This window comes from Oceanospirillum maris DSM 6286 (assembly GCF_000422865.1).
Classification (GTDB): Bacteria; Pseudomonadota; Gammaproteobacteria; order Pseudomonadales; family Halomonadaceae; genus Oceanospirillum; species Oceanospirillum maris.
On the sequence record NZ_KE383937.1, the window covers coordinates 73,432 to 98,929 of the forward strand.

Annotated in this window: 23 protein-coding genes; 19 read left to right on the top strand and 4 right to left on the bottom strand. The window is 45.7% G+C overall.

What is annotated here, in order from left to right:
* Positions 1-81 precede the first annotated feature (81 nt).
* The 4 genes from cobT (at position 82) to G517_RS0114915 (ending at position 3,396) form a co-directional block, all read left to right on the top strand.
* The gene (gene cobT / locus G517_RS0114900) at positions 82-1,116 is read left to right on the top strand and encodes a nicotinate-nucleotide--dimethylbenzimidazole phosphoribosyltransferase (RefSeq protein WP_051206458.1); all 1,035 of its coding nucleotides are present in this window, start codon (positions 82-84) and stop codon (positions 1,114-1,116) included.
* Positions 1,106-1,891: an adenosylcobinamide-GDP ribazoletransferase gene (locus tag G517_RS0114905; RefSeq protein WP_028305066.1), complete on the top strand. Its 786-nt coding sequence runs from the start codon at positions 1,106-1,108 to the stop codon at positions 1,889-1,891. The genes cobT and G517_RS0114905 overlap by 11 nt, the downstream gene beginning before the upstream one ends.
* Before the next feature lie 112 nt (positions 1,892-2,003).
* Entirely contained in the window at positions 2,004-2,687 is a 684-nt protein-coding gene (locus G517_RS0114910) for a histidine phosphatase family protein (protein ID WP_028305067.1), read from the top strand.
* A 52-nt stretch (positions 2,688-2,739) separates the two neighbouring features.
* Positions 2,740-3,396: a class II aldolase/adducin family protein gene (locus G517_RS0114915; RefSeq protein WP_028305068.1), complete on the top strand. Its 657-nt coding sequence runs from the start codon at positions 2,740-2,742 to the stop codon at positions 3,394-3,396.
* Between the two features lie 53 nt (positions 3,397-3,449).
* Here G517_RS0114915 and G517_RS0114920 read toward each other — a convergent pair whose 3' ends face one another.
* On the bottom strand, positions 3,450-4,571 hold the full coding sequence (locus G517_RS0114920; RefSeq protein WP_028305069.1) for an SO_0444 family Cu/Zn efflux transporter: 1,122 nt from the start codon (positions 4,569-4,571) through the stop codon (positions 3,450-3,452).
* Positions 4,555-5,001: a Zn(2+)-responsive transcriptional regulator gene (gene zntR / locus G517_RS0114925; protein ID WP_028305070.1), complete on the bottom strand. Its 447-nt coding sequence runs from the start codon at positions 4,999-5,001 to the stop codon at positions 4,555-4,557. Before zntR ends, G517_RS0114920 begins: the two co-directional genes overlap by 17 nt.
* Before the next feature lie 222 nt (positions 5,002-5,223).
* On the opposite strand from zntR, the gene G517_RS0114930 reads away from it, so the two are divergent.
* The 7 genes from G517_RS0114930 (at position 5,224) to G517_RS0114960 (ending at position 10,915) form a co-directional block, all read left to right on the top strand.
* Positions 5,224-5,772: an outer membrane beta-barrel protein gene (locus G517_RS0114930; RefSeq protein ID WP_028305071.1), complete on the top strand. Its 549-nt coding sequence runs from the start codon at positions 5,224-5,226 to the stop codon at positions 5,770-5,772.
* A 116-nt stretch (positions 5,773-5,888) separates the two neighbouring features.
* On the top strand, positions 5,889-6,542 hold the full coding sequence (locus tag G517_RS0114935) for a LysE family transporter (protein WP_028305072.1): 654 nt from the start codon (positions 5,889-5,891) through the stop codon (positions 6,540-6,542).
* Between the two features lie 126 nt (positions 6,543-6,668).
* On the top strand, positions 6,669-7,553 hold the full coding sequence (locus tag G517_RS0114940) for an NAD(+) kinase (RefSeq protein ID WP_028305073.1): 885 nt from the start codon (positions 6,669-6,671) through the stop codon (positions 7,551-7,553).
* Positions 7,540-8,550, top strand: coding sequence for a metallophosphoesterase (locus G517_RS0114945; RefSeq protein ID WP_245543266.1), 1,011 nt, complete (start codon positions 7,540-7,542; stop codon positions 8,548-8,550). Before G517_RS0114940 ends, G517_RS0114945 begins: the two co-directional genes overlap by 14 nt.
* 299 nt (positions 8,551-8,849) lie before the next feature.
* Complete coding sequence (locus tag G517_RS0114950) at positions 8,850-9,725, top strand: rhomboid family intramembrane serine protease (RefSeq protein ID WP_028305075.1); 876 nt, start codon at positions 8,850-8,852, stop codon at positions 9,723-9,725.
* Positions 9,726-9,824: 99 nt separating this feature from the next.
* Positions 9,825-10,070: a DUF1315 family protein gene (locus G517_RS0114955; RefSeq protein ID WP_028305076.1), complete on the top strand. Its 246-nt coding sequence runs from the start codon at positions 9,825-9,827 to the stop codon at positions 10,068-10,070.
* Positions 10,071-10,084: 14 nt separating this feature from the next.
* Positions 10,085-10,915 carry a DUF2797 domain-containing protein gene (locus tag G517_RS0114960; RefSeq protein WP_028305077.1) on the top strand — a complete coding sequence of 277 codons (831 nt, stop codon included), beginning with the start codon at positions 10,085-10,087 and terminating at the stop codon, positions 10,913-10,915.
* Between the two features lie 97 nt (positions 10,916-11,012).
* Here G517_RS0114960 and G517_RS19430 read toward each other — a convergent pair whose 3' ends face one another.
* On the bottom strand, positions 11,013-13,298 hold the full coding sequence (locus G517_RS19430) for an EAL domain-containing protein (RefSeq protein WP_051206459.1): 2,286 nt from the start codon (positions 13,296-13,298) through the stop codon (positions 11,013-11,015).
* Between the two features lie 268 nt (positions 13,299-13,566).
* On the opposite strand from G517_RS19430, the gene pepN reads away from it, so the two are divergent.
* A complete protein-coding gene (gene pepN, locus G517_RS0114970; protein WP_036591779.1) occupies positions 13,567-16,215 on the top strand; it encodes an aminopeptidase N in 2,649 nt (882 codons plus the stop codon).
* Between the two features lie 129 nt (positions 16,216-16,344).
* On the opposite strand, the gene G517_RS0114975 is transcribed toward pepN, so the two are convergent.
* The gene (locus tag G517_RS0114975) at positions 16,345-16,830 is read right to left on the bottom strand and encodes an FKBP-type peptidyl-prolyl cis-trans isomerase (RefSeq protein ID WP_028305079.1); all 486 of its coding nucleotides are present in this window, start codon (positions 16,828-16,830) and stop codon (positions 16,345-16,347) included.
* 351 nt (positions 16,831-17,181) lie between these two features.
* Here G517_RS0114975 and G517_RS0114980 point away from each other — a divergent pair, with 351 nt between their 5' ends.
* From G517_RS0114980 to G517_RS21320, 7 genes are all read left to right on the top strand, one after another.
* On the top strand, positions 17,182-18,738 hold the full coding sequence (locus G517_RS0114980) for a methyl-accepting chemotaxis protein (protein WP_028305080.1): 1,557 nt from the start codon (positions 17,182-17,184) through the stop codon (positions 18,736-18,738).
* Between the two features lie 200 nt (positions 18,739-18,938).
* Positions 18,939-19,661 carry a UTRA domain-containing protein gene (locus G517_RS0114985; RefSeq protein WP_245543267.1) on the top strand — a complete coding sequence of 241 codons (723 nt, stop codon included), beginning with the start codon at positions 18,939-18,941 and terminating at the stop codon, positions 19,659-19,661.
* Between the two features lie 329 nt (positions 19,662-19,990).
* Positions 19,991-21,022, top strand: a complete 1,032-nt coding sequence (locus G517_RS0114990; RefSeq protein ID WP_036591782.1) for a putative 2-aminoethylphosphonate ABC transporter substrate-binding protein — start codon at positions 19,991-19,993, stop codon at positions 21,020-21,022.
* A 205-nt stretch (positions 21,023-21,227) separates the two neighbouring features.
* Positions 21,228-22,430 (top strand): putative 2-aminoethylphosphonate ABC transporter ATP-binding protein, encoded by a 1,203-nt coding sequence (locus G517_RS19435; RefSeq protein ID WP_102043382.1) that lies wholly within the window; start codon positions 21,228-21,230, stop codon positions 22,428-22,430.
* Positions 22,427-24,169 (top strand): putative 2-aminoethylphosphonate ABC transporter permease subunit, encoded by a 1,743-nt coding sequence (locus G517_RS0115000; RefSeq protein ID WP_245543268.1) that lies wholly within the window; start codon positions 22,427-22,429, stop codon positions 24,167-24,169. Before G517_RS19435 ends, G517_RS0115000 begins: the two co-directional genes overlap by 4 nt.
* Positions 24,170-24,296: 127 nt before the next feature.
* Positions 24,297-24,881, top strand: coding sequence for an aminotransferase class V-fold PLP-dependent enzyme (locus G517_RS21315; protein ID WP_342662517.1), 585 nt, complete (start codon positions 24,297-24,299; stop codon positions 24,879-24,881).
* A complete protein-coding gene (locus G517_RS21320) occupies positions 24,859-25,476 on the top strand; it encodes a hypothetical protein (protein ID WP_342662518.1) in 618 nt (205 codons plus the stop codon). The genes G517_RS21315 and G517_RS21320 overlap by 23 nt, the downstream gene beginning before the upstream one ends.
* Positions 25,477-25,498: the final 22 nt, after the last annotated feature.

Here is a 25,498-nt window from a genome sequence, read left to right on the forward strand (position 1 = left end):
AACCCTGTTCCTTTTATTTAGGGCTGTATTTTTGCTGAATGTTGCTAATACAGTCTTAAATATCAAATATTGAGAGCGTTAATGTTTTCTATTTTCCGTACCGACAAGCGTTTAACCGCTGAACTACAAGCTAAAATTGATACTAAAACTAAACCGCTAGGCGCACTAGGCCAGTTGGAAGATGTGGCGCTTAAAGTGGGGCTAATTCAGCAGAGTTTAGAGCCGGTGCTTAATAAGCCTCATATGCTGGTTTTTGCAGGTGATCATGGGATTGTTGAAGAAGGTGTTAGCCCTTTTCCGCAAGAAGTAACGCCACAAATGGTCTTGAATTTTCTGAATGGTGGCGCGGCTATTAACGTATTTTGTCGCCAGAACAATATTAACCTAGAAGTGGTTAATGCTGGTGTTGCTAGCGATTTACCCGAGCATCCAAAATTGTTTGATGCTTGTATCGCTAAGGGAACCCAAAGCTACCTAACAAAGGCTGCCATGACGGACGAGCAAGTTAAGTCAGCTTTTATTCGCGGTGGTGAACAGGTTAAGCGAGTGGCTAAAGGTGGCTGTAACGTTATCGGCTTTGGTGAGATGGGAATTGGCAATACTTCATCGGCAGCCTTGCTGATGCACCGTATTACAGGGGTTCCACTGGTCGAGTGCGTAGGCCGTGGTACGGGCTTGGATGAAAAAGGTGTGCTGAAAAAACTGTCGATTTTACAGCAAGCGGCTGCGAATCATCCAGATGATCATAACCCATTGCATACGCTTGCCCGCTTTGGTGGCTTTGAAATTGCAATGATCTGCGGTGCAATGCTGAAAGCGGCAGAGCTAAAGATGTTGGTTTTGATCGATGGCTTTATCGCAACCAGCGCTTTGCTCGTGGCCCATGCATTGTATCCTGAAGTATTGGATTATTGTGTGTTTACCCATCAATCTGATGAAAGCGGCCATCGTCACATGTTGAATTATTTAAACGTGCAGCCCTTGTTACAGCTAGATTTGCGTTTAGGTGAAGGTAGTGGTGTTGCGGTGGCCTATCCGTTGGTGGCTTCTTCCGTTGCCTTCCTAAATGAGATGGCCTCCTTTGCGGATGCAGGCGTTAGTACGGATGAAGATTAGTCATTTTTGGCAAGAGCAGTGGTACTTGCTACTGGCGGCTATTATCTTTTTTACCCGTATTCCGGTTAAAACTCAGGTACCTGATCAGGCATTACAGTTAAACCGAGCCGCGCGTTTTTTGCCTGTTATCGGCTTGATCGTTGGTGGGCTAAGTGCCGTCGCTTTTGTCGGTTTTTATGCGCTTTGGCAGAGTAGTTGGCTGGCGCTTTTGCTGAGTACCGTGGTAGGCGTGTTGCTCACTGGTGCTTTCCATGAAGACGGTTTTGCTGATTCCTGCGATGGTTTTGGCGGAGGTTGGCAGAAAGACCAAGTCCTAAGCATTATGAAAGACTCTCGGCTAGGTACTTATGGCGCTGTGGGATTAGGTTTGATGATGGCGATTAAGTTATCAGCACTGTTTCTGTTATCTGTGGAGATAATTCCTTGGGCGTTACTGCTGGGGCATAGTTTAAGTCGAAGCTTCTCCGCTAGTTTTATGTATACCCTTAATTATGTCCGTGATGAGGTCGACCGGAAGTTTTCTGGCCATAGCGAGCGTATTACAAAGGGAGAGCTGGCTTTTATTGCGGCTACGGGCCTATCCGGTATGCTGTTTCTTTCTCTTGGTACTGGAATCGCTATTTTATTGGTGCTGTTTGCCTTGCATCGATTGCTTACTTGGTACTGGCTAAAAAGAATTGGCGGCTATACAGGGGATTGCCTTGGTGGTGCTCAGCAGCTAGCAGAGGTGTTTATTTATCTGGTGCTTTGCGCCGTCCCTTTAAGTTTGAGCTGAAAATTGGGTATTAAAAAAAGATTAAGTAGTAAAGTATTAAGTAGTAAAAGCTTGAATAGTAAAAAGATTGACTAGTAAAAAAATGGAGCATGAAAAAAGGTGAATCATTAACATGCCGCTCAAGCAGTGTGATTATTTTCTAGTCCGTCATTTAAAGCCGAATGTTGCCTCTGGTACCTGCTATGGCAGAAGTGACTTGCTCGCCGATGAGCCTCCTGATCCTTGCTGGCAGAGGTTTAATCAACTCCCTCAACCTATTTTAACCAGCCCTTTACAGCGAGCATCCCGGCTTGCGGAACATTTAGAGCTCTCTTTGGAACTCTCTTCAGAAGGCCCTCAGACATTGTCATCTTCTATTCGCTCTTCTTCTTTTATTGAGATAGATCCTTGCTGGCAGGAGCTGGATTTTGGACGATGGGAAGGACTGCCTTGGGAGAGCATCAGTGAGCAGAGCATCGTGCAGTGGCAGCAAAATTTATTAGATTTCACCTTTCCTGAGGGAGAATCTGCTCGTCAGATGCAGCAGCGGGTACTAAGCGGTTGGCAACGATGGAAGCAGCGGCAAACAGGGGGCACTTTGATCTCCCATTTAGGTGTGATTCGTATGTTACTCGGTGACGTATTAGCGATACCTTTTCAACAGCAGTTGATTGTGCAAATTGATACTCAGCATACTCTGTGGTTGCGTCAAAGCTGGATGGAAAATGATCAGGGCGATCAGATCCCAGAATCTGAAGTGTGGCAGTTAAAGGGGCTCAATTTATCCCCCGAGGCTTTGTTAGCTGCTTGGTCGTGAACAGCATCATATATAAAAAAGCACATCTAAAAAGCACATCAAAGGAGCGCGTATGACCGAACAAGAAGGCGTTATTAAGTACCGGCTGGATTACCGATTAAGCCCCGCGTGTGATGAGGCTTTGTTAGAGAGTCTTCAGCAGTGGCGTTTAACACTAAACCAGTTGGGTTTGATTGGTCAGGATGACCGACGCTACGGTGGTCTGGGTTACGGAAATATCAGCATTCGCCATAAAGATGGGTTTATTATTAGCGGCACTCAGACGGGGCACTTAGATCGACTGACTCCAGAGCATTACGCCTTTGTTGAAACCTGTGACCCTAAGGTTAATCATATTGTCGCATCTGGCCCTGTAAAGCCTTCTTCTGAGGCGTTAACCCACGGGGCTGTTTATCAGCTAGATGATACGATACAGGCAGTTATCCATGTCCATAGCCCTGAAATTTGGTCGTTAAGTGATCGCTTATTTCTTCCTGCTACTCCGGTCGATGTGCCCTACGGCACGCCGGAAATGGCGGCTGCGGTGGCCCAGTTATGGTGTGATGATCGGTTAACGCTTAGCCCTGTGTTTACCATGGCGGGGCATCAAGATGGTGTTGTTAGTTTTGGACGAGATATGACAGAGGCTGGGATGGCACTATTAAATACGTTCCAGTGGGCGCGAGCTTTTGAACTTAATGATGCACTTGAGGTGGATGATGCTCATTAGCCTCATCCACCTCAAGTGGCTGTTGTTTGTTTTTGAATAATAAGCTTGAACGATCAGCTTGAAGGAACCGTTTGAAGGTTTAGTTTGAATAGACGACTGCGGCCATAATTGATGATTAGCAGTGCTAGAATGAGAGCGGATGTGAGCATAATCCCGTGAGGTAATAGATGCTGACTGGCGGCTAACTGCACTTTAATATCAATTGCGAAGGTCGCCACTAAAGCGTTTGTGATTAAGCCCGCAGCAAAAGCGACGCTCAATACGCCCGCAAGATAACAGGCGACAGCTCGTGTACCTAGCTCCCGCTTAACAATGCCGATTGTTGCCATATTGGTTGCAGGCCCTGCTAACATAAAGACTAAAACCGCTCCAGGTGAGATGCCTGACAATAGTAAGCCTGCGGCAATAGGTGTAGAGGCCGTGGCACAGATATACATCGGAACCCCAACTAAAGCCATGACTAACATAGCGCTAAAACCATCACCCCACTGTATTAGAAAGCTTTCAGGTACCCATGTCAGGGTCATCGCCGCTAGTAGTAGTCCTACCAGTAACCAGCCTGCCATATCATTAAAAATATCGACAAAAGCATAGCGTTGCCCCTGAATAAATCGATCAAATATGCTGGGGGTGGCATCGGCCTTTTGCGTTGCACTCGAACCGCAGCTTTTTTTACTGCAACAGCTGCTGGCTTCAGTATTGTTTTCTGTTGTATTGCTTTCTGTATCTACGGATGAGTTTATCTCTGAATATAAGGGATCGTTTTGAAACGTCTTTTCTTTAAAGATAAGGGTTAATATACCGGCGGCAATCGCACTTAGTATCGCAGAAATAGGCCGAATAATAGCCATAAAAGGGCCAAGTAAGGCATAAGAGACGGCAATGGAATCCGCGCCCGTTTCTGGGGTTGAAACTAGAAATGAAACGGTAGCACTACGGGAAGCTCCGTTGCGGCGTAGGCTAATAGCGGCAGGGATAACACTGCAAGAACATAGCGGTAGCGGCGCGCCAAACACGGCTGCTTTCGTTATGGCTAGAAGGCTATCTTGTCCTAGATGCTTGGCTAATGTTTCTGTGGCAATAAAGCTATGAATCAAACCTGCGATAACCAAACCGCCCAGCAGCCAAGGCGCGGCATCTAAAAATAAGTCGTAGAAATTATCCAGCAGTAACATGAGTTGACTCCTCTTCGGTATTACCTTCAGCAAGGGCGCTTAGAATGGTGCAATGGCTCGCAGGCAAGGAGCCGCCACAGCAAGCGTCCGTTATTTGCTTTAGGGCGTTACGCATCTGTTCTAGCTCTTTAATTTTCGCTTCGATATCGGCGAGTTTCTCTTCCGCAAAGTTTTTTACGGTCTTGCAGGTTTCCTGATCACGGTTGACCTCAAGGGCTAACAGGCCAGAAATATCCTTTAGCGAAAACCCCACTTCTTTTGCTCGTAGGATAAAAGCGACCTGATTTAGGGCGATGGTGGGATAGAGACGATAACCGGCCTCTGAACGGTGTGGCCTAGGAATTAACCCCTGTTTTTCATAAAAACGCAGGGTTTCAACTGTAACGCCAGTCTCTTTAGCGAGAGTGCCTATCTTGTAAAAGTCAGACATTTTTCTGTTTCCGATAGTGGTGATACCTATATTGTAAAGCCTGTAGTTAACTTTAGGGTCAAGAGTGAATTGTGAGATAACAAGATATAATGATCTGCTTATTCTGTTTTAAGGCGAACGTGTGTCGGCTTAAAATTATGTTAATCTATCCGTCAATAGACAGATTTTTTCTGTCAGAGAGTCACATTTCTAATGATCAGCACTTACAACAGAGGTTAACTGATGAAAAAGCGTACCCTTGCCAGCGCTTTGGCCGTAATGGCTGCACTCGCTTCTATCCCTTCCGAAGCCGCTCCAGTTTATAGTCAAACCCGTGATAGCGCTCAGCGAGTCAATGTTTATCAGCAGTTATACACGTATGCTGCCATCGATATGATGAACTGGACTTATAGCACCAGTACGACGGCTGCTGATGGTACTGTAACAACGGGTTCTGAGTCAGGTAAGTCAACTCGATTAACATTTGGTCAGCGCTTTGATGAGTTTGTTGCCGCAGAAGCCCAGTTTGCACTGGGTGGTGATGAGCATGAGTATACGGTTGGTGTTTATGCTCGCTGGGGTTTGCCTTTGGATCGAATCCAAATTAAAGGCTTAGTGGGGGTTGCAGCGTCACAATTTGATAATGCTGGCACTATTGAAAGTGATACCAGTATCTCTTTTGGCGGTGGTGCAGAGTTAACCCTTTGGCGTGATTGGTATTTTAATGCCGATTATATGAATTATGGCTCTGATTTAGATTCAATCAATATTGGTATCGGCAACCGATTCTAATTAAGAGTCGCTGCCCAAATCAAAAGTCAGCCTTGCTGGCTTTTGTCGTTTCTGGGCTAATATTAATAAGTCAGTACAAACAAGTATAAGTAAGTATAAATAAATAGGAGTGACGGATGGTCGCGACAGATTTTTTCCAATACTGGCCAGAGTTTTTAACGGTCGTGGTTATTCATTTTTTGGCCGTGGCAAGCCCCGGCCCTGATTTTGCGGTTATTTTACGACAGAGTTTATGTGCGGGTAGTCGTTCGGGTGTTTGGACGGGGATCGGCATTGGTAGCGGTATCCTTGTGCATGCCACGTATTCACTGTTAGGTTTAGGTTTATTGATCGCTCAATCGACAACGGCTTTTACCCTTTTGAAAATATTGGGAGCAGCGTACCTCTTATGGGTGGGCTGGCAGTGTCTTAAAGCTAAGCCCGATAATGGCAAAGAGATAGATCTAACACAGGAAGTGAGCCATTCAGGAACGGCATGGAAAGCATGGCGGCTGGGTTTTTTAACCAATGTGTTGAATGCCAAAGCAACGTTATTTTTTGTCTCTTTATTTTCAGTGGTGATTAGCCCGACAACACCGATTCTTGTTCAAGGTTTTTATGGTCTCTGGATGACGGTTATTACCGGTGCTTGGTTTGTGGGTTTGGCCTTATTTTTATCTCGACCACAGGTTCGGACTTTTTTCCGTAAAATTAGTCACTGGATTGAACGCGTTACCGGAGTTGCTTTAATTGCATTAGCGGGAAAACTTGCTACGGCTTCACAAAGTTAAACCAATAGGCTTTGTATCTTGTTTAAATAATTTCAGTAAGCGTATAAGCTTTTTTATGTATCAAACATGCTTTTCAGCGATTTCTGAAAGCTATCAATCCACACCAACTGAAAGATAAGACGGCAGATGGAACAATTTAAAAATATTGGCCTAATTGGGCGACTGGGTAGTACCAAGGTTGTGGATACTATGAAGCGGTTAATCCGTTATCTTCAGGATCGCAACTTGCATATTATCTTGGAAGATCAAATTGGTGAGGTGATGCCGGGGCACGGTTTACAGGAAGCCAGTCGTAAATTAATTGGCGAAGTGAGTGATCTGGTTATTGTTGTCGGTGGTGACGGTAGCCTATTAGGCGCTGCCCGCGCAATTGCCAAATATAATACCCCTGTATTAGGCGTTAATCGTGGCCGCTTAGGCTTCTTGACCGACATTTCACCAAGCGAGCTTGAAGAGCGTGTAGGTGAGGTTTTGGATGGTAAGTACATCACCGAAACGCGCTTTATGTTGGATGCCGAGGTGTATCGTAATGGTGAGCCTGTAGGTAATGCTGTTGGCTTAAATGATGTGGTTTTGCACCCAGGTAAATCGGCTCGTATGATCGAGTTTGATCTTTATATTGAAGGTCAGTATGTCTACAACCAACGTTCTGATGGCTTGATTGTATCCACACCGACTGGCTCAACGGCTTATTCTCTTTCAGGTGGCGGGCCTATTATGCATCCTAAACTGGATGCGATCGTATTAGTACCGATGTTCCCGCACACCCTGAGTAGCCGTCCTATTGTGGTGGATGGTAATAGTGAGGTGAAGATTATTATCGCAAAAGATAATGATGCCTACCCTCATGTTAGCTGTGATGGGCAAACGCACCTAGTAACCAAGCCTGGTGATGTACTGTACGTGAAAAAACGTCCTTATAAACTGCGTTTAATCCATCCGGTTGATCATAACTTTTATGAAATTTGCCGAACAAAGTTGGGCTGGAGTAGTAGTTTTGGCGACCAATAAGCCTTTTCAAAGCCAGTTGCCTGAGGCCGCTGGCTACGACCTTATCGGTGATATTCACGGTTGCGCCCATACACTGAAGCGCCTGCTGTTTCAGATGGACTATCGCAAGAGCAATGGTGTTTGGCGGCACCCTGAACGTAAGGTTATCTTTTTAGGGGATATCGTTGATCGAGGCCCTAGAATTCGTGAATCCTTAGAGCTGGTGTATAGCATGGTTCAAGCGGGTGAAGCAGTTTGTATCATGGGTAACCATGAACATAATGCATTAACCTATTGTACCCCCGCGCCAGAGGGTTTTGCCGATGACTATTTACGCAGTCATAATCCACGGCATACTCGTCTTATTAAAGAGACGTTAGAGCAGTTTGAGACCGCTCAAGATGAGTGGGCGATCTATCTTGACTGGTTTAAGACATTACCTCTGTATCTTGAAACGGATCAATTCCGAGTGGTACATGCAACTTGGAATGACCGTTTTATTCGCACCTTACAGGAACACTATCAAACCGATACGCTGACCGATGAGCTTTTAATCGAATCGGTTCAGCCTGAAAGTTTTGGTTTCAGGCTGATGGAGCACTTAACCCGAGGTAGTCATATTCGATTGCCTGATGGCGTGCAAATCTACGGCGGCGATGGCTTTAGTCGACGAACGTTCCGCACGCATTTTTGGGCAGAAGATCCAGCAACTTACGGTGATGTGATTTTCCAGCCAGATAATCTTCCTGGTTGTTTGGAGGATCAACCGTTAACGGCTCTTGAAAAAGAACAGCTGCTGTATTATTCCCGCCATGATCGTCCATTATTTATTGGCCACTACTGGTGTGAAGGGGTTCCAGCTTTGGTGACACCCAATATCGCCTGTTTAGACTACAGTGCGGTGAAGTATGGCAAATTAGCCTGCTATCGGTTTAGTGGGGAAACCCAGTTGGATGCAAGTAATTTTGTTTGGATCTCGGTTGATCGAGATTGGACCTCTAACGATACCTCTGTCTGAGAGGTGGTGGCGGAATGATTTGAACAGACTAAAGCGACCAGCCTGAAACGTTGTTTTATGAAATTTTATCGTAGCCCCCTTGGAACTTTATAAAATGGACGCATACTAATAAGTAAGGTTATTCGTGGCGAGTCGGTTGTCCACGAAGCCTACTGGTTAATTTACTGGTTTAAAAAGTCTACTGGCTCTAAATATATTATTCAGGTGTGCTAACAGTAGATAGCGAGTGAATCCGGCAGCACGTACCATGCTGCCGGATTTTTTTTGCCTTATTTTATTCAGAAGGTTAAATGTGAGCCATGATAAAAGTTTTAGAGCTGCCGCATAATAAAGACCTGTCAGAACTAAGCCATGAACTTTGGGCGAGAAAGATAGGGCATCAGATTCGCCAGAGTAAAGATAGCCAAGAGATTTGGCTGGCCAATCCTAAAGATTATCCAGCGTTACTGGTCATGGTTGAGGAGTGGCAGCGGGGTGAGCTAGCCTACACTGTTGATTCTGAACCGCCCTCTTTTGACGGTATCAAAAATGGTCTTACCGATGCTTTACGTTGGCCGTTGACCTTTGTATTGTTGCTTATTAGCGCACTGATAACCGCTTTGATCAGTTTTGATAGCCAGTCCCATATTCTAAGTGCATTAAGCATTGTTCCCTTTCACCAGGTTCCTCAAGGACTCTCTTATCTGCCTTTAGAGCAAGCACTTAAAGCCGGTGATATTTGGCGGCTGTTAACACCAACATTTTTACATTTTGGGCTTTTGCATCTGATTTTTAATGGTCTTTGGGTGTGGGAACTCGGCCGAATGATTGAGAAAAGGCAGTCGACAATCCAGTTGGCGGTGCTTTTTTTGATCAGTGCTATAGGTGCTAATCTGACTCAGTACATGATGGGCGATATTCTGTTTGGTGGTCTATCGGGTGTGGTTTATGCCTTGCTAGGTTACTGCTGGTTCTGGGATCGTCTGGCCCATCCGCCTATTTTTTATATTCGTAAGCCCGTTTTTATTCTGCTTCTCGTTTGGCTGGTGTTCTGTCTGGTGGGTGGCTCTAGTCTGCTAGGTTTTGGTAATGTCGCTAACGCTGCTCATATTGCGGGTTTGGTCTCTGGTAGCCTATGGGCGTTTATTTTGGTCAAGTTCAAAGGGGAAGGTAAGAGAGCCTCTAAATCGGTATAATCTCTTCTTGCCTGGGTTCACGCCTAAATACTTATCGTAATGGCCGTCTTAATAGTAATGGCAGCCTTAATAGCAATGACTGTCTTAACCGGAGGTCCTATGACCCTGCAAGAATTGATTCAGAATATGACACCTGATATTTATTCTAACTTACGCCAAGCGGTTGAACTGCGTAAATGGCCAAATGGTATTCGTTTAACCGAAGAGCAAGTTGAGCTTTGCATGGAAGCCGTGATTCGCTTTGAGATTCAGCATGATATGCCGGCAGAAGATCGTGTTGGCTTTATGGAAGAACAGTGTGAGAGCGATAAAGATCACGCCGATATTATTAAAATAATGCACTGATTGCTGGAGCCTTCATGACGGTATTTTCCGGTCAGCTACACAAGATGTTTACCCAGGATACGCAACCCGTTAGTTATCAGCTTGAACTGGCGGGTCAGAAGATTACGTTAAATGATCTTATCGGTAAAACATTAAAATTCAGTTTTCATGGCGCAATTAACTGCAGCCACTGTGGGCGTAAAACCAAGAAAAGTTACTCTCAAGGCTTTTGTTACCCTTGTTTTAAGGCGTTAGCCCAGTGTGATTTATGTATCATGAGTCCAGAAAAATGCCACTATCATTTAGGCACTTGCCGTGACTCTGAGTGGGGGGAGCAGTTTTGTTTTCAGGATCATATTGTCTACTTAGCAAACTCTTCTGGTTTAAAAGTAGGCATCACACGGGAAACTCAGGTTCCGACACGCTGGATGGATCAAGGCGCTTTAACAGCCCTGCCTATTTTTCGTGTGAAGACGCGTTTGCAGTCTGGCCTTGTTGAAGATGCAATACGTCAACATACCTCTGACCGAACCAACTGGCGCAATATGCTAAAGGGTATTAGCCCCGATATTAATTTGTTAGACGAACGTGATCGCCTATTAGAGCTGGCCAAAGATGATATCGCTCAACTACAACAGCAGTTTGGTTTGGATGCTATTTATCCATTGCTTGATGCGCGTCCTTATCAGTTTACCTATCCCGTAGAGCAACATCCTGAAAAAGTAGTCGCTCATAATTTGGATAAAACGCCAGAAGTTGAAGGTATTTTGAAGGGAATAAAAGGCCAGTATTTGATTCTTGATAGCGGTGTTCTAAATATCCGAAAATTCAGCGCTTACCATGTTGATCTTCACGTTATGCCTTAACCATTACATACTTTAACTGTTTTTGTTATAGCCGCCTGAGTATTGTCTCAAGGCGGCGATGGTATTCTGTGGCTAAGACGCGCATCAGCTCGGCGATTTAGTTTGATTGGGAATAATTTTGTGCCCAGCTGATAAAGTTCTCTTGCGATAGGGGGGCTGTATAGAGGTAGCCTTGGGCCATTTGACATTGACTGCGAATGAGAAGCTCTGCTTGATATTCTGTTTCCACACCCTCCGCAATAACCTCAAGAGCTAAGCTATTCGCTAGGCCGATAACGGAAGAAATAAGAGCAAGGTCGTTTTGGTCTTTGGCGCTTTCAGGCATAAAGCTACGATCAATTTTTAGACGATCTACTGGTAAACTTTGTAGACGCCCTAGGGATGAATAGCCGGTGCCAAAGTCATCAATAGCGATCTGAATCCCCATCCCTCGGAACTGCTGTAGCACTTGAACCACCTGATCATTTTCCTTCATTAATGATGTTTCGGTGATTTCAATTTCCAATGCTTGAGCAGGCATTCCGGTCTGCTGCAACGTATCTAAAACATCCTGATAGAAGTCGCTACGAAGTAGTTGAACCATAGAGACGTTAACGCAGACACGTTCGATACCCATGCCCATTTCTTGCCAGATCAAAAAATCGATACAGGATTGTTTTAGAACTTTTAAGCCCAGCTGGATAATAAGCCCTGTGGCTTCTGCTGCAGGAATAAAGTGATCAGGGCCGATTCGATGGCCATCTTTATGTTCCCAGCGTACAAGCGCTTCAGCACTGCATACCTTGCCGGTGCAAAGATCGATTTGTGGCTGATAAAAAACAACAAATTCTTGTGGGGACTCTGTAATAGCTCGGCGTAGATCCAGCTCTACTTCCATTTTTTGGATGGCGTTACTCGTTAATTGAGAGGTATAGAACTGAAAATTATTTTTCCCGGTATCCTTCGCACGATAAAGCGCGGTATCAGCATTACGCAGAAGTGTTGTACTGGCTGATCCATCATCTGGATAGCAGCAAAGGCCAATACTGGCGGTAATAAACAGCCGGTGAGTCTCAACATTAAAAGGCGCTTCAAAGGCGTTGAGCAGTGTTTGAGCGAATTGATGCATTTGGCCATTAGCGGCAAGATTACGACCTAATACAATAAACTCATCACCGCCTTGGCGAGCAATTAAATCATCGTCACCAATAATCTCGGTAAGACGCTGAGCAACAGCTTGTACGAGTAAATCGCCTACTTGGTGACCAAAACTGTCGTTAACGGCTTGAAAGTTATCCAAATCGATATAAGCGATGCAAAATAATTCATTGTTCTTTTCTGCTTTAGGGATAATGCTACTTAAACGATCCCGTAGCTGGGGTAAATTAGGTAGCTGAGTCAGGTCATCAAGTCCGGTATCTTTAAGGCTGTTGATTTCATACATCATCGATAAATATTTTTGTACATGGCCTGAGGCATCTTTCATCGCCATAATTTTTTGCCAAATATGCAGCTCTTTACCGGATTTGCTCAGATTTGTAACTTCTCCCTGCCATTGCCCACGTTTGAGCAACTGGTTCCAAAGCCCTTTGTAAAAATTGGCATCATGTTTACCTGATTGAAGAATACTGGGGGTTTTACCTTTAACATCTTCCAGTTCATAACCGGTTATACGGGTAAACGCAGGGTTGATATTTAAAATACGACTGTGCACATCGGTAATAAGATACGCTTCGTCGGACATTTCAAAGACAAGTGCCGCTTGGTCTATTTCCTCCTGCCTTTGCTGCTGCTGGCTGATATCATGTACTGCGGCAGTAATCGTATCGATTTGACCTGAGTCATCAAGAGTCACCGTCCAGTCGAAGTGCGCCGTAAAACTGTGGTTCTTCTTATGTTTTTGAGGTAATCGAATATGGCCCTCTAGCTGGTTTTCTGATGCCAGAGCTACAATATGGCTGGTGAGGTGTTTCGCATCCTCCGCCGATAAGCAGAGTTCTTGCAGATGACCGGGTAAGCCTTGATCATCATAACCAAAGACTTTGCAGGCCGCATGATTAGTGAATATTAACTGGCCATTGGCGCGATATTGCAAAATACCATGACTAACACTTTGCAGGACTTGCTGCAAAAATAACGAGTGTCGATCAAGTTTATTTTGCATCACATTACGTTGGCGTAATCCCTGTGCGGTTAGGGAGAAAATTAAAGCGCCAGAAATCAGTACAAAAAAGCTACCTTTGTATATCTGAATATCAGAAAGCAATACTGGGTTTGTGACTATACCTGACAAAATACGGTCTGAGAAATAGATCCACAGCAGAGAGAAAGAGACATAAACTGACGCTACCTTGAATGGCAGAGTCAGCTTAGAGTATTTTGTTCGTGATGGTGCTTGTTCCATGAATAATGTTTAGCCTATCTTCTGTTTGAGTGCATTTGCCGTGTTTACAGTGTAGCGTTAATTGAGATGGTGCGTTTATATCTGCTTTGATGTGTTATTTTTCATTAGAATAGTCTAAAAAAAGTCTCTAAAGCATACTAGTACAGCCTTTGGCTGAAGCCCTATTCATTGGGCACTCTAACGTCATTAATCTTGAGAGTCTAAAGCAATATCAAATATTGATATATATAATTTAAATCTAACTATAGTTTTGTAATGTGAGTGTGTTATGACACAGGTAAATAACGACGTAATTTATTTGAAAGACTATCTGTCCCCCGCTTTTTTAGTCCATTCCGTTGCGCTGACTTTTGACTTGGAGCCTCATCAAACTCGTGTTCATTCGCTGATTCAGTTTGAGCGTAATTCCAAACGTGAGGTAGGGCTACCATTAGTCTTGCATGGTGTTGATTTAAAACTCATATCGGTTGCGGTTAACGGTACGCCTTTGAGTGAGTCGGATTATCAGGTGACGGCTGAACAGCTTGTTATTACTCAAGTACCGAATGCCTTTGAGTTAGCGGTTGAGGTTGAGATTGATCCTGCTAATAACACGTCCTTAGAAGGCCTGTATCGCTCTAACACTATGTTCTGTACTCAGTGTGAGGCTGAAGGCTTTCGAAAAATCACTTATTACCCGGATCGTCCAGATGTGATGGCTGCGTTTACGACCAAGGTTATTGCCGATAAAACGGAATATCCTGTGCTGCTTTCTAATGGTAATCCGATTGATAAGGGAGAGCTGGACAACAACCGCCATTTTGTTACTTGGCAAGATCCTTTTGATAAGCCAGCTTATTTATTTGCTTTGGTGGCCGGTGATCTGCAAGTCGTGGAAGATAGTTTTATAACGATGAGTGGGCGCAAGGTTGCGCTGGAGATTTGGGTAGAGCCTGAGAATATTACTAAATGTGATCATGCTATGGCTTCTTTGAAAGCCGCGATGACATGGGATGAAGAGGTCTATGGTCGTGAGTACGACCTTGATATCTACATGATCGTCGCAGTGAATGATTTCAATATGGGCGCTATGGAAAATAAAGGGCTAAATATCTTTAACTCCTCCTGTGTGCTAGCGCGACCTGATACGGCTACGGATGGGGCTTTTCAGCGTATTGAAGGTGTGGTTGCTCATGAATACTTCCATAACTGGTCAGGCAATCGTGTGACCTGTCGTGATTGGTTTCAACTATCACTAAAAGAAGGTTTTACGGTCTACCGTGATCAGTGTTTCTCCGCAGATATGAACGATGAGGCGGTTAAGCGTATCGAAGATGTTGCTATGCTGCGTACAGCGCAGTTTGCCGAGGATGCTGGCCCTACCGCGCACCCTGTACGTCCAGATCACTTTATTGAGATTTCCAACTTTTACACACTAACGATCTACGAGAAAGGTTCTGAAATTGTCCGTATGATCGCTAATCTACTGGGGCCAGATCTGTTCCGTAAAGGAAGCGACCTTTACTTTGAACGTCATGACGGGCAAGCGGTAACCGTAGAAGATTTTATTGCGGCAATGGCTGATGTTTCTGGCATTGATTTCACTCAGTTTATGGGCTGGTATAGTCAGGCGGGTACGCCAACGTTAAGCGTTAGCGGTGTATTTAATCATGATTTGAATCAATACACGCTCACGATTAAGCAACAGACAGCACCAACAAAAGGGCAGGCGAATAAACAAGCGCTGCATATTCCTGTGAAAGTAGGGCTGCTGAATGCCGTTGGTGAGGATCTGCCTTTAACGCTCTCAGCCGGTGATGCCTCAGGTGCTCAGGGCGATACTGATCGTGTTTTGCATCTGCGGGAAGCGGAACAGAGCTTTGTTTTTGAAAATATCACAGAAGAGCCTGTGCCTTCACTGCTACGGGGCTTCTCGGCTCCAGTAAAACTGAGTTTTGATTATACGCAGGATCAACTCTTGCATCTGATGCAGCATGACTCCGACGGCTTTAACCGTTGGGATGCAGGGCAACGGTTAGCTATTGCAGCATTAAAAGAGATGATTGGCCAGTTTGAATCTGGCGAGATGCCGACGTTAAATCCTGTTCTGATTGAGGCATACCGTGGCTTGTTTGATGCGGGATTGGAACCGGCTATTCTGGCTGAAATGTTAGTCTTGCCAGGTGAAGCCTATCTGTCTGAGCAGTTTGATATTGTGCCTGTGGATGGGATTCATGCGTGTCGCAATATTGCCTGTAAAACCCTTGCCCAAGCCTTAACGGTAGAATTAGAGCAGGCCGTTAACGATAATCAGCTCTCTGGAGATTATCGTCCGGTTGCAGAAGATATTGCTAAGCGTCGTCTGAAAAATACCTGCCAATCTTACTTAATGGCACTGGAAACCGAGTCTGCTGTTGAGCGCAGTTGGCAGCAGTTTAATCAGTCAGACAATATGACCGATGTGCAGGCTGCCTTGATGCAGTTAGTGCATTCTAAGCAGGACGAAAAAGCTAATGCTGCGTTAGAAATCTTTGAGCAAGAGTGGCAGCAGGACGCTTTAGTGATGGATCAGTGGTTTCAGGTTCAGGCTAGCCGCCCCCACCCAGATGCTTTAGCGCGAGTAAAAGCCCTGATGGAGCATTCTGCCTTTAGTTTGAAAAACCCAAACAAGGTGCGTTCACTGATCAGCGTTTACTGCAATCAAAACCGAGCCAATTTCCACAGTATTGACGGTTTAAGCTATCAGTTCTTGGCGGATGTTGTGCTAACGTTGGATGAGATGAATCCGCAGATCGCATCACGCCTGATTACCCCTTTGACCCGTTGGCAGAAAATGGACGGTAAGCGTCAGAAGTTGATGCAAGCCGAGTTGCAGCGAGTTGCAGCGGCTAATCTGTCGAAGGATCTGTTTGAAGTCGTACAAAAAGCCCTGCCATAATATTCAGGCTTAAAAAAACCAAGCCTAGGCTTGGTTTTTTTATCTCAGGGGGCATTCAAAGCGGGGTACTTAATAAAGAAAATACATACTTAAAACATCGCCCAGAGTGACTGATCAATAAATTAGTGATCAGTGCTGGTGACCACCTGCGCCGTGAACATGGCCATGTTCTAGCTCTTCTGCAGAAGCTTCACGTACATCAACAACTTCTACGTCAAATGTCAAAGTAACGCCCGCTAAAGGATGGTTTGCATCAATCGTTACATTGCCATCTTCTACTTTAGTAACGGTTACAGCAATAGGTTGACCTGTGTTAGATTCAGCATGGAACTCCATACCAACTTCGACTTCTTCAACCCCTTGGAACATTTCTGCAGGTACTTCTTGAACCAATTCAGCCATATGTTCGCCGTAACCGTCTGCTGGCGCTACAGTGACATTAAGCTTGTCGCCAGACGTTTTACCGACTAGAGCATCTTCTAAACCTGGGATGATATTTGCAGCACCGTGAAGGTATGCCAGTGGCTCTGCATCTGCTGATGAGTCGATAGTATCGCCAGCTTCGTTGGTCAGCGTGTAATGAATGGATACAACTGAGTTATCCTGGATTTGCATGGAGTGCCCCTTAACTTGAACTGTATTTAGCGTTTAAGCGACGCAGGATAACATGGTAAATAGGCATTTATGCAAGCCAGAGAGCCATTTTATCGTGATTAAAGTTAAAGAAATGGCAAAAACATTACGGTGGGAATGGGTTTTAGCTAGCTTACGGTTCAAGCTATCGTTAGTATCCAGATAATTAAAAACAAAAAAAATTACAAAACATTACAAGTTGCAGGTAATCTTAAAATCCGACTGGCTCAGGATTCGTAAAATATAAAAATAATACTGCGATATATAAAAACAATGATCGCCTGTGAGCGTGTAACACTTTGCCTTAATGAACTAGCAACAGGATGCTGCAAAATGAAACAAAATCTGCCTGTCACTCAGGTTGAGAGAAGCTTTCCAGATAATATCCCACTTGTATCGACGACGGACTTAAAAGGAAAAATCACCTTCGTCAATGATGCCTTTGTTCAGATCTCAGGCTTTACTCGCGAAGAGTTGATGGGAATGGATCATAATATGGTTCGTCATCCTGATGTGCCGCCTCCCGTTTTTGCTGATATGTGGCGTACGCTGCAAAGCAATAAACCTTGGATGGGCGTGATTAAAAATCGTTGTAAAAATGGTGACTATTATTGGGTGAATGCTTTTGTAACGCCTATTTTAGATAACGGTCAAGTGATTGGTTACCAGTCTGTGCGCTCTAAACCTAATCTTAATCTCGTTGAGCGCACAAAAGGGATATATGAACGTGTTAGCCGTGGAGGAAAACGGATACACCTGAATGATATTAACTTAAGCTCAAGTGTGCCCGTTTTGTTAGCGGCTTCGACTTTAATTCCTGTTGGCTTAAGCCAGTGGTTTAATTTTTCTAATATCGCCACTTTAGGTACCTCTGTTGGTGTTGCCTGTATTAGCTTATTGGCCCTGAATGGTTTGATGGCTCCGCTAAAAATGGCAACGGCTAGAGCCAAGAACTATATCGACAGTGAACTGTTAAAAGAGATGTACGCGAATAGCACGGATGAAGCTGGACAGATGTATCTCGCGGCAATTATGCGCGAAGCTAATGTTAGTGCGATGACGACCCGAATTAGTCATTCCGCAAAAGAGTTGTACGCCTTAGGTGATGAAACCACGCGTATTGCCGATCATGCTGCGGAAGCGATTAATCGTCAGGCCGCAGAAGTAGAGCAGATTGCTACTGTGATTAGTCAATTGTCTGGGGCTATTGATGAAGTAGCTACAAATGCTAATTCCGCTTCTGACGCGACCCATCAAGCGAATGAGCTTGCTCATCAAGGCCGTAGCGTGGTCAACGATACGGCTCAGTCAATTAATGATCTAGCTGCGGCAATCGAGCAGGCAGTTGTTCAAGTAGAAAGCCTGCATCAGGCAACGGATGATATTGCCAGCGCAATCTCAGTGATTACCGAAATTGCAGATCAGACCAATCTGCTGGCGCTTAATGCGGCCATTGAAGCAGCTCGTGCAGGGGATCAAGGTAGAGGTTTTGCCGTGGTTGCCGATGAAGTGCGTGCCCTTGCGCAGCGTACTCAGAGTTCTACCGGTGAGATTTACGGTACCCTTGAGCGGCTAAAGAAAGAAACGGAAGAAGTAGTACGCGTGATGAAATCGAGTCAAGTCAGTGCTAGTGGCTGTGTGGATCAAGCGCAAGTAGCCGGTGAAACGCTTGATGCGATCAGCCAAACGATGCAAACCATTACTGATATGAGTCAGATGATTGCAGCGGCTGCAACACAGCAAAGTGCTGCATCTGAAGAGATTCGGCATAACCTAGATTCAGTTAACGAGGCCGCGGCAGAAGCTACAGAGTCTTCGATACTTACCAAAGAAGCCTCAAATAATCTTATCGATAATGTACGACAGATTATGCAAAGTATTGCGCGTTAGCTTGAAGGTATTGCGTGTTAGCTTGCCTTAAGCTTTTAAATGGAGGCTTATTAGCCTCTATTTATTTACGCATGGATATGCGTTTCTAAACAGATGTCGTTTTTTGTTGAGTATTTGAAGTGCTTAATCATAAAGACATGAAGCTGTCATATACTAACCCTTTGCCAATGAGTTAAATATTGTAGGTTTTAAGGGTGATTATGCAAATGCAAGAACGGCGGGCGCTTTATCTAAAAATCAGAGATTATCTTGCGGCGGACATAGCCGCGGGTAAGTGGTCAGAAAATGATAAGTTACCCTCTGAACGTCAACTGACAGAACAGTTTTCCACTACCCGTGTTACAGCTCGTCAGGCTCTGGCTCAACTAGAGGCTGAAGGGCTTATTTTTCGTGCTAATCGTCGCGGTTGGTTTGTTACTCCTCCACGTATTAACTATGACCCAAGTCGAGATGTTGGATTTGTCCGTTATGTTCAGGAGCAAGGCTTCAGTGCTCGGACTCAGACTCTGGATAAGCAGTTGGTCGAATTACCGGATAAAATCGCCGATGAGGTTGGTCTAGAGCGTGGTACGCCTGTGTATGAAATTCTGCGTCGACGTTATATTAATGACCGCCCTTGCCTCATAGAAAAAATCTATCTGAACCCGAAAAACTGCCCCGGTGTGTTGCAGTATTCATTAGATGGCTCTCTTTGGAACTTGCTACGAACAGAGTATGAGCTAGAGCCCGTAGAGCGCCACTTAGAGATCTACCCGCAAACTCTAGAGCACCGTATTGCTGATGCATTGGACGCAAATACTGGCACTACTGGTCTCTATATTCGACGTATTTGCCGAGATCAACATGGAGAGTTTCTTGAGTTGGATGAAGAGTTCTGGTTGCACAACGCCTTAAAAGTGGTGGTCAGCGTTAGTCCATTCTGAATTTAAATATTCATTTTTTCTGCTGTCTTATTTCTGTCAACGTACTGTCATTATTGTCTTTTATTATCTGGTGTATACCAGATTTAAGCAGCTTGCATTGGCAGCTGTAAAACAGATAGTAGGCGAGGTATAAAGATTTGGCTTGTTGCACTAAACGCAGCGGTTAGCAGGGACGTATTGGTTGATATCTATAGCGTGAATGGTTTTTTAAACCACTTTTATAAACTTTAATCTTTCGTTAATTGAATTGAAATATAGGCTTGCTAGATTCTGGTGTAGATCAAAATAAATTTAAATAACCGAGCTCTCAAGTCAAAAGGATAACCACAATGAATCTGACCAAATCATTCAAAACCGCTACCGCAGGCCTCGTGGGTGTAATGGCGTTAATGTCCGCTAATGTACAAGCTGCGACAGAGCTTAAAGTGTATACCGCCTTAGAAAGTGAGCAACTACGCCCCTATGCCAAAGCATTTAATCAGCAGTACCCGGATATCAAAATCAAATGGGTACGCGACTCCACCGGCATTGTCACCGCCAAGCTGCTGGCTGAGAAAAACAACCCGCAGGCGGATGTGATCTGGGGGCTGGCTGCTACCAGTCTGCTGGTTCTGAAAGATCAGGATATGCTGCAACCCTATGCACCTAAAGGTCTGGAAAAACTATCACCTAAGTTCCGTGATAAAGCGGCAACACCTTCCTGGGTGGGTATGGATGCTTGGATGGCTTCTCTGTGTTTTAACACCATTGAAGCGAAAAAACTGGGGTTGCCAAAGCCTACCAGTTGGGAGGATCTGACTAAGCCTGTCTACAGAGGCCATGTTGTTATGCCTAATCCAGCATCATCCGGCACCGGCTTTTTGGATGTGTCCTCTTGGTTACAGCTGTTTGGTGAAGACAAGGGTTGGGACTATATGGACCGCCTGCACAACAATATTGCTCGTTACACCCATTCTGGTTCCAAGCCATGCAAACTGGCCGCAGCGGGAGAAGCTCCGATTGGTATCTCCTTCGCATACAGAGGTGCGAGTCTGAAGGAGAAAGGTGCTCCACTGGATGTGATCTACCCACAGGAAGGACTGGGCTGGGATATGGGAGCCGCCAGTATTGTTAAAGGTACTAATAATCTGGATGCCGCTCAGAAGCTGATGGATTTTGCGGTAAGTAAAGAAGCAAACAAACTGTACAGCAAAAGCTTTGCCGTTGTGGCTTACCCAGGAGTTGCGCAACCGATTCCACATTTCCCGGTTGATGCTGAGCGTCTGATGATGAACAACGATTTTGAGTGGTCCGCCAGTAATCGCAAACAGATTCTGAGCACCTGGCAGAGCCGTTACGACAGCAAGAGCGAACCTAAGTAATTCAGAGGCTCTGATCTATTTTTTGAATGGGAATATGGTCGGTTGGCAGAGACGGTGATGATCGTCTCTGTCATATCACTGACATGCTTTCCCCTGAGACTGAGATTGATGTCACATCTTCTTCATTAAACTGACTTTAACTTGATTTAACAGAGCAGCTAAATGCACGTCAGGCTGCCCTGATAACGGCTACCCGGAGACGCTTATGATGGCGCAACCCCAACAACCGATCACTTCAGCTTTTACCCCGTTGGTTAAGCGAAATAACGCCCCTTATCTGCAGGTAAATAAAGTTTGGAAACACTATGGTAATTTCGCCGCTCTAAAAGATGTTTCTCTGGAGATTAAGGATGGGGAATTTGTCTGTTTTTTGGGGCCATCTGGTTGTGGTAAAACAACCTTGTTAAGGGCGATTGCAGGCCTTGATCCGCAGAGCCGAGGTGAGATTGTGCAGGGCGGTCAAACGATCTCCTTACTGCCTCCAGAGCAGCGGGATTTTGGTATTGTATTTCAATCCTATGCCTTGTTTCCTAACCTTACAGTAGCGAAAAATATCGCCTATGGCTTAAGAAGCTTAAAGTTAAGTCGAAATCAAATTGAAGCTAAAGTCACTGAACTGCTTAACACTATTGGTTTATCTGATATGGCGTATAAATATCCAGCGCAACTATCAGGGGGCCAGCAGCAACGTATAGCCTTGGCTCGCGCATTAGCGACAGAACCTAGTCTGTTATTGCTTGATGAACCTCTTTCGGCCCTTGATGCTCGGGTGCGTCTGCATCTGCGTCAGGAGATTCGTAAACTGCAACGAAAGTTAGGCATTACTACAATTATGGTGACTCATGATCAGGAAGAGGCTCTGGCGATGGCTGACCGTATTGTGGTGATGAACCATGGGATTGTTGAGCAAGTAGGTACGCCAGAAGAAGTCTATCGCCGCCCTATTAACGCCTTTGTTGCCAACTTTGTCGGCACGATGAATTTATTACCAGTAAAGGTTTCGGGCAATAAGCAGGTGCGTCTACAGGAGCGGTTAATTAACTGTCGACGTTATAAAAAGCAGCAGACGGCTGCTGCTTGGTTAGCATTTCGTCCTGAAGTTGCAGCTATTAAACCGGCAGGTTTGCATGGGGACGATAAGCATTATGAATACTTCAATGGCACTGTGCTGCACACCGAATTTATGGGTAATTTCCTGCGTATTGAAGTGAACCTGTCTGATTTTCAGCAGAGTGTTCAGGTTGACGTCAGCAGTCAGCATACGGATCTGACTTTGTGTATGGCAGGGCATCAGGTATCGCTGGCAGTGCCTGTTAATGAACTTCAGGTCTTTGATCGTTATGACAACTCGGCGGCGACCGGAGATGCGGGCCATTCGGCCGTGGCAACAGATGAGGTTGCGGCATGAGTGGTATGGCATCTGACCATCTGTCTGGCGGTTTCCAGAATAAGGAACTTGAGGAACAGGGTGCGATTAAAGCTGATAAGGTGCGTCTGAGCCGTCAGGATTATATTCAACGTGCAGCGGTATTGCTGGCGGTACTCTTTCTTTTCGTGGCTTTGATCCTGCCTTTGGGCACCATGCCGATTAAAAGCCTGCAGAATGCCGAAGGTGATTTTATCGGGCTGGCGAACTTTGCCAGCTATATCAGTAACCCCGCGCTGTTCCAGTCGGTGCTTAACTCCCTACAGATCGCGTTGATCTCCACCGGTGTGGTGCTGACGCTGGCCTTTCTGTTTGCCTACGGATTAACCCGAACGTGTATGCCGGGTAAGAAAACTCTTCGTGCCCTGACTCTTTTGCCTCTGTTTGCTCCTTCACTGTTACCGGCCATTAGCCTGATCTATCTGCTGGGAAATCAGGGCATCTTTAAAGAGGTACTGATGGGGGCATCTGTTTACGGCCCTATCGGTATCGTGATCGGCATGTGTTTCTGGGTGTTTCCCCATGTGTTGATGATTATGGTGACAGCACTTTCCAATTCAGATGCTCGTCTGTATGAGGCCGCTCAGGTGATGAAGGCCTCACCATTGCGTACCTTTTTTACCGTGACGCTGCCGTCTGCTAAGTACGGCCTTATCAGTGCAGGTTTTGTCGCCTTTACTCTGGTGATTACCGATTTTGGCGTTCCGAAAGTGATCGGTGGTGACTTTAAGGTACTGGCGACAGATATTTACAAACAGGTGGTGGGCCAGCAGAATTTCCAGATGGGGGCTGTGGTATCGGTAATTCTGTTGCTGCCAGCGGTATTCTCTTTTGCTGCAGATCGTCTGGTACAGAAAAAGCAGGTGGCCATGCTGTCAGCCCGTGCGGTGCCTTATATACCAAAACCGAACCCAGTTAAGGACAATCTTTTCCTGGCGATCTGTCTGCTGGTTGTATCGGCTATTCTGCTGGTGATCGGCACAGCAGCTTACGCCTCTTTTGTCAGCTTCTGGCCCTACAATATGGAACTGAGTCTGCAGCACTATGACTTTGAATCGGTGGGTTCCAGCTGGGATTACTACTTTAACTCTATCGAGATGGCGGTATGGGTTGCGCTGATTGGTACGGGTATTGTCTTCTTCAATGCTTATCTAGTGGAAAAAGGTCGTGCTTTTGAACCGGTGCGTAACCTGCTACATCTGATGGCGATGATTCCTATGGCGGTACCGGGTATGGTACTGGGTCTGGCGTATATCTTCTTTTTTAACCAGCCGGATAACCCGCTTAACTTTATCTACGCGACCATGGCGATTCTGGTACTGAACAGTGTGGTGCATTTTTATACCGTCTGTCATCTGACCTCGGTAACGGCGCTGAAGCAGATCGATGGTGAGTTTGAGTCGGTGTCTGCCTCCCTAAAAATTCCGTTTTATGTCACTTTCTGGCGAATCACCCTGCCGGTTTCTTTGCCTGCGGTGCTGGAAATCTCGGTCTACCTGTTTGTTAACGCCATGACCACCGTATCGGCGGTGATCTTTATCTACTCCAGCGACACCATGTTGGCCTCAATTTCGGTACTGAATATGGACGAAGCGGGTAATACCGCCTCTGCAGCAGGTATGGGCGTGCTGATTCTGCTGACCTGTCTGACGGTGAAGGGGTTGCACTGGTTGCTGTCTCAGCAGATTTTGGGGCTGACTCAGGGCTGGCGTAACCGATAAACCTGTTTTCAGCGGGTGGTCTGAGCTTTTACCGCGATGAACATATAACGTGATGAGCGAAGACCGCCCTATTTTTTAGTTTTAAATCTGGTCTATGCCAGATTGATTTAAAGTGAGCGAGTTCTGTATGTCTGAATTTGAAAACCTGTCACCGCAAGCAGCGGGTAAACCTCCTTATCTACTGACCCCAGGGCCGATCACCACCACGGATACCGTAAAAGCGGCCATGCTGCGAGACTGGGGATCCTGGGATGGTGATTTCCGCCAGATGACCCGCCAACTGTGTGATCAGCTACTGGATGTGGCCAATGCCAAAGACAGCCATGTCTGCGTGCCTATGCAGGGTAGTGGCACGTTTGCTGTTGAGGCAACACTGGGCACTCTGGTGCCGAAAACCGGCAAGGTTTTGGTACTGATGAACGGCGCCTACGGTAAACGTCTGGCCCAGACACTGGATTATCTGGGCCGTGATTACGTCACGCTGGACAAGGGCGATTACTTGCCACCGATGCCGGATGAAGTGGAAAACATTCTGAAAGCGGATGGGGAAATTACCCATGTGGCGGTGATTCATTGCGAAACCAGCTCAGGCATTCTTAACCCAATTCCTGAAATTGCTGAGGTGGTCGCCCGTCTGGGGCGTCGTCTGATTATCGATTCCATGAGCGCTTTCGGTGCGATTCCGGTGGATGCGAAAAAAACTGCCGTTTGATGCTCTGATCTCTTCTGCCAATAAGTGCTTTGAAGGTGTACCGGGTTTTGGTTTCAGTCTGGTTCGACGTTCTGCGCTGGAGCAGAGCAAAGGCAATGCGCACTCCCTGAGTCTGGATCTTTATGAGCAGTCGGTCTATTTGGAAAAAACCGGTCAGTGGCGTTTTACCCCGCCAACCCATGTGGTTGCTGCTTTCCTGCAAGCGATGAAAGAACATACCGAAGAAGGCGGTGTTGCCGGTCGACTGGCCCGGTACAGCCGTAACCAGCAGCGACTGGTCGCGGGTATGAAAGCGCTGGGTTTCCGTACTTTGCTGAATGAAAAATGGTTGTCACCAATCATTGTAACCTTCCTGTCGCCGCAGCATGACAATTTTGATTTCAACACCTTCTACGATCGCATCAAGGCAAAGGGCTTTGTGATCTATCCCGGCAAACTGACCGTGGTGGACAGCTTCCGCCTAGGTTGTATCGGTCAGTTGTATGACGAGCAGATCGATCAGGTACTGGCCGCTATTAAAGTGGTGCTGGCGGAGATGCAGATCGATAACGGCTACGCCGAACTGCCGGAAGAGAATGCGGTGACGGCAGTCTGATAAATCGCCTTATTAAGCCTTA

Excerpts from the sequence above, each read along its gene's own strand:
- cobT (WP_051206458.1), top strand. The coding sequence starts at position 82 with ATGTTTTCTATTTTCCGTACCGACAAGCGTTTAACCGCTGAACTACAA.
- G517_RS0114905 (WP_028305066.1), top strand. The coding sequence starts at position 1,106 with ATGAAGATTAGTCATTTTTGGCAAGAGCAGTGGTACTTGCTACTGGCG.
- G517_RS0114910 (WP_028305067.1), top strand. The coding sequence starts at position 2,004 with ATGCCGCTCAAGCAGTGTGATTATTTTCTAGTCCGTCATTTAAAGCCG.
- G517_RS0114915 (WP_028305068.1), top strand. The coding sequence starts at position 2,740 with ATGACCGAACAAGAAGGCGTTATTAAGTACCGGCTGGATTACCGATTA.
- G517_RS0114920 (WP_028305069.1), bottom strand. The coding sequence starts at position 4,571 with ATGTTACTGCTGGATAATTTCTACGACTTATTTTTAGATGCCGCGCCT.
- zntR (WP_028305070.1), bottom strand. The coding sequence starts at position 5,001 with ATGTCTGACTTTTACAAGATAGGCACTCTCGCTAAAGAGACTGGCGTT.
- G517_RS0114930 (WP_028305071.1), top strand. The coding sequence starts at position 5,224 with ATGAAAAAGCGTACCCTTGCCAGCGCTTTGGCCGTAATGGCTGCACTC.
- G517_RS0114935 (WP_028305072.1), top strand. The coding sequence starts at position 5,889 with ATGGTCGCGACAGATTTTTTCCAATACTGGCCAGAGTTTTTAACGGTC.
- G517_RS0114940 (WP_028305073.1), top strand. The coding sequence starts at position 6,669 with ATGGAACAATTTAAAAATATTGGCCTAATTGGGCGACTGGGTAGTACC.
- G517_RS0114950 (WP_028305075.1), top strand. The coding sequence starts at position 8,850 with ATGATAAAAGTTTTAGAGCTGCCGCATAATAAAGACCTGTCAGAACTA.
- G517_RS0114955 (WP_028305076.1), top strand. The coding sequence starts at position 9,825 with ATGACCCTGCAAGAATTGATTCAGAATATGACACCTGATATTTATTCT.
- G517_RS0114960 (WP_028305077.1), top strand. The coding sequence starts at position 10,085 with ATGACGGTATTTTCCGGTCAGCTACACAAGATGTTTACCCAGGATACG.
- G517_RS19430 (WP_051206459.1), bottom strand. The coding sequence starts at position 13,298 with ATGGAACAAGCACCATCACGAACAAAATACTCTAAGCTGACTCTGCCA.
- pepN (WP_036591779.1), top strand. The coding sequence starts at position 13,567 with ATGACACAGGTAAATAACGACGTAATTTATTTGAAAGACTATCTGTCC.
- G517_RS0114975 (WP_028305079.1), bottom strand. The coding sequence starts at position 16,830 with ATGCAAATCCAGGATAACTCAGTTGTATCCATTCATTACACGCTGACC.
- G517_RS0114980 (WP_028305080.1), top strand. The coding sequence starts at position 17,182 with ATGAAACAAAATCTGCCTGTCACTCAGGTTGAGAGAAGCTTTCCAGAT.
- G517_RS0114985 (WP_245543267.1), top strand. The coding sequence starts at position 18,939 with ATGCAAATGCAAGAACGGCGGGCGCTTTATCTAAAAATCAGAGATTAT.
- G517_RS0114990 (WP_036591782.1), top strand. The coding sequence starts at position 19,991 with ATGAATCTGACCAAATCATTCAAAACCGCTACCGCAGGCCTCGTGGGT.
- G517_RS19435 (WP_102043382.1), top strand. The coding sequence starts at position 21,228 with ATGATGGCGCAACCCCAACAACCGATCACTTCAGCTTTTACCCCGTTG.
- G517_RS0115000 (WP_245543268.1), top strand. The coding sequence starts at position 22,427 with ATGAGTGGTATGGCATCTGACCATCTGTCTGGCGGTTTCCAGAATAAG.
- G517_RS21315 (WP_342662517.1), top strand. The coding sequence starts at position 24,297 with ATGTCTGAATTTGAAAACCTGTCACCGCAAGCAGCGGGTAAACCTCCT.
- G517_RS21320 (WP_342662518.1), top strand. The coding sequence starts at position 24,859 with ATGCGAAAAAAACTGCCGTTTGATGCTCTGATCTCTTCTGCCAATAAG.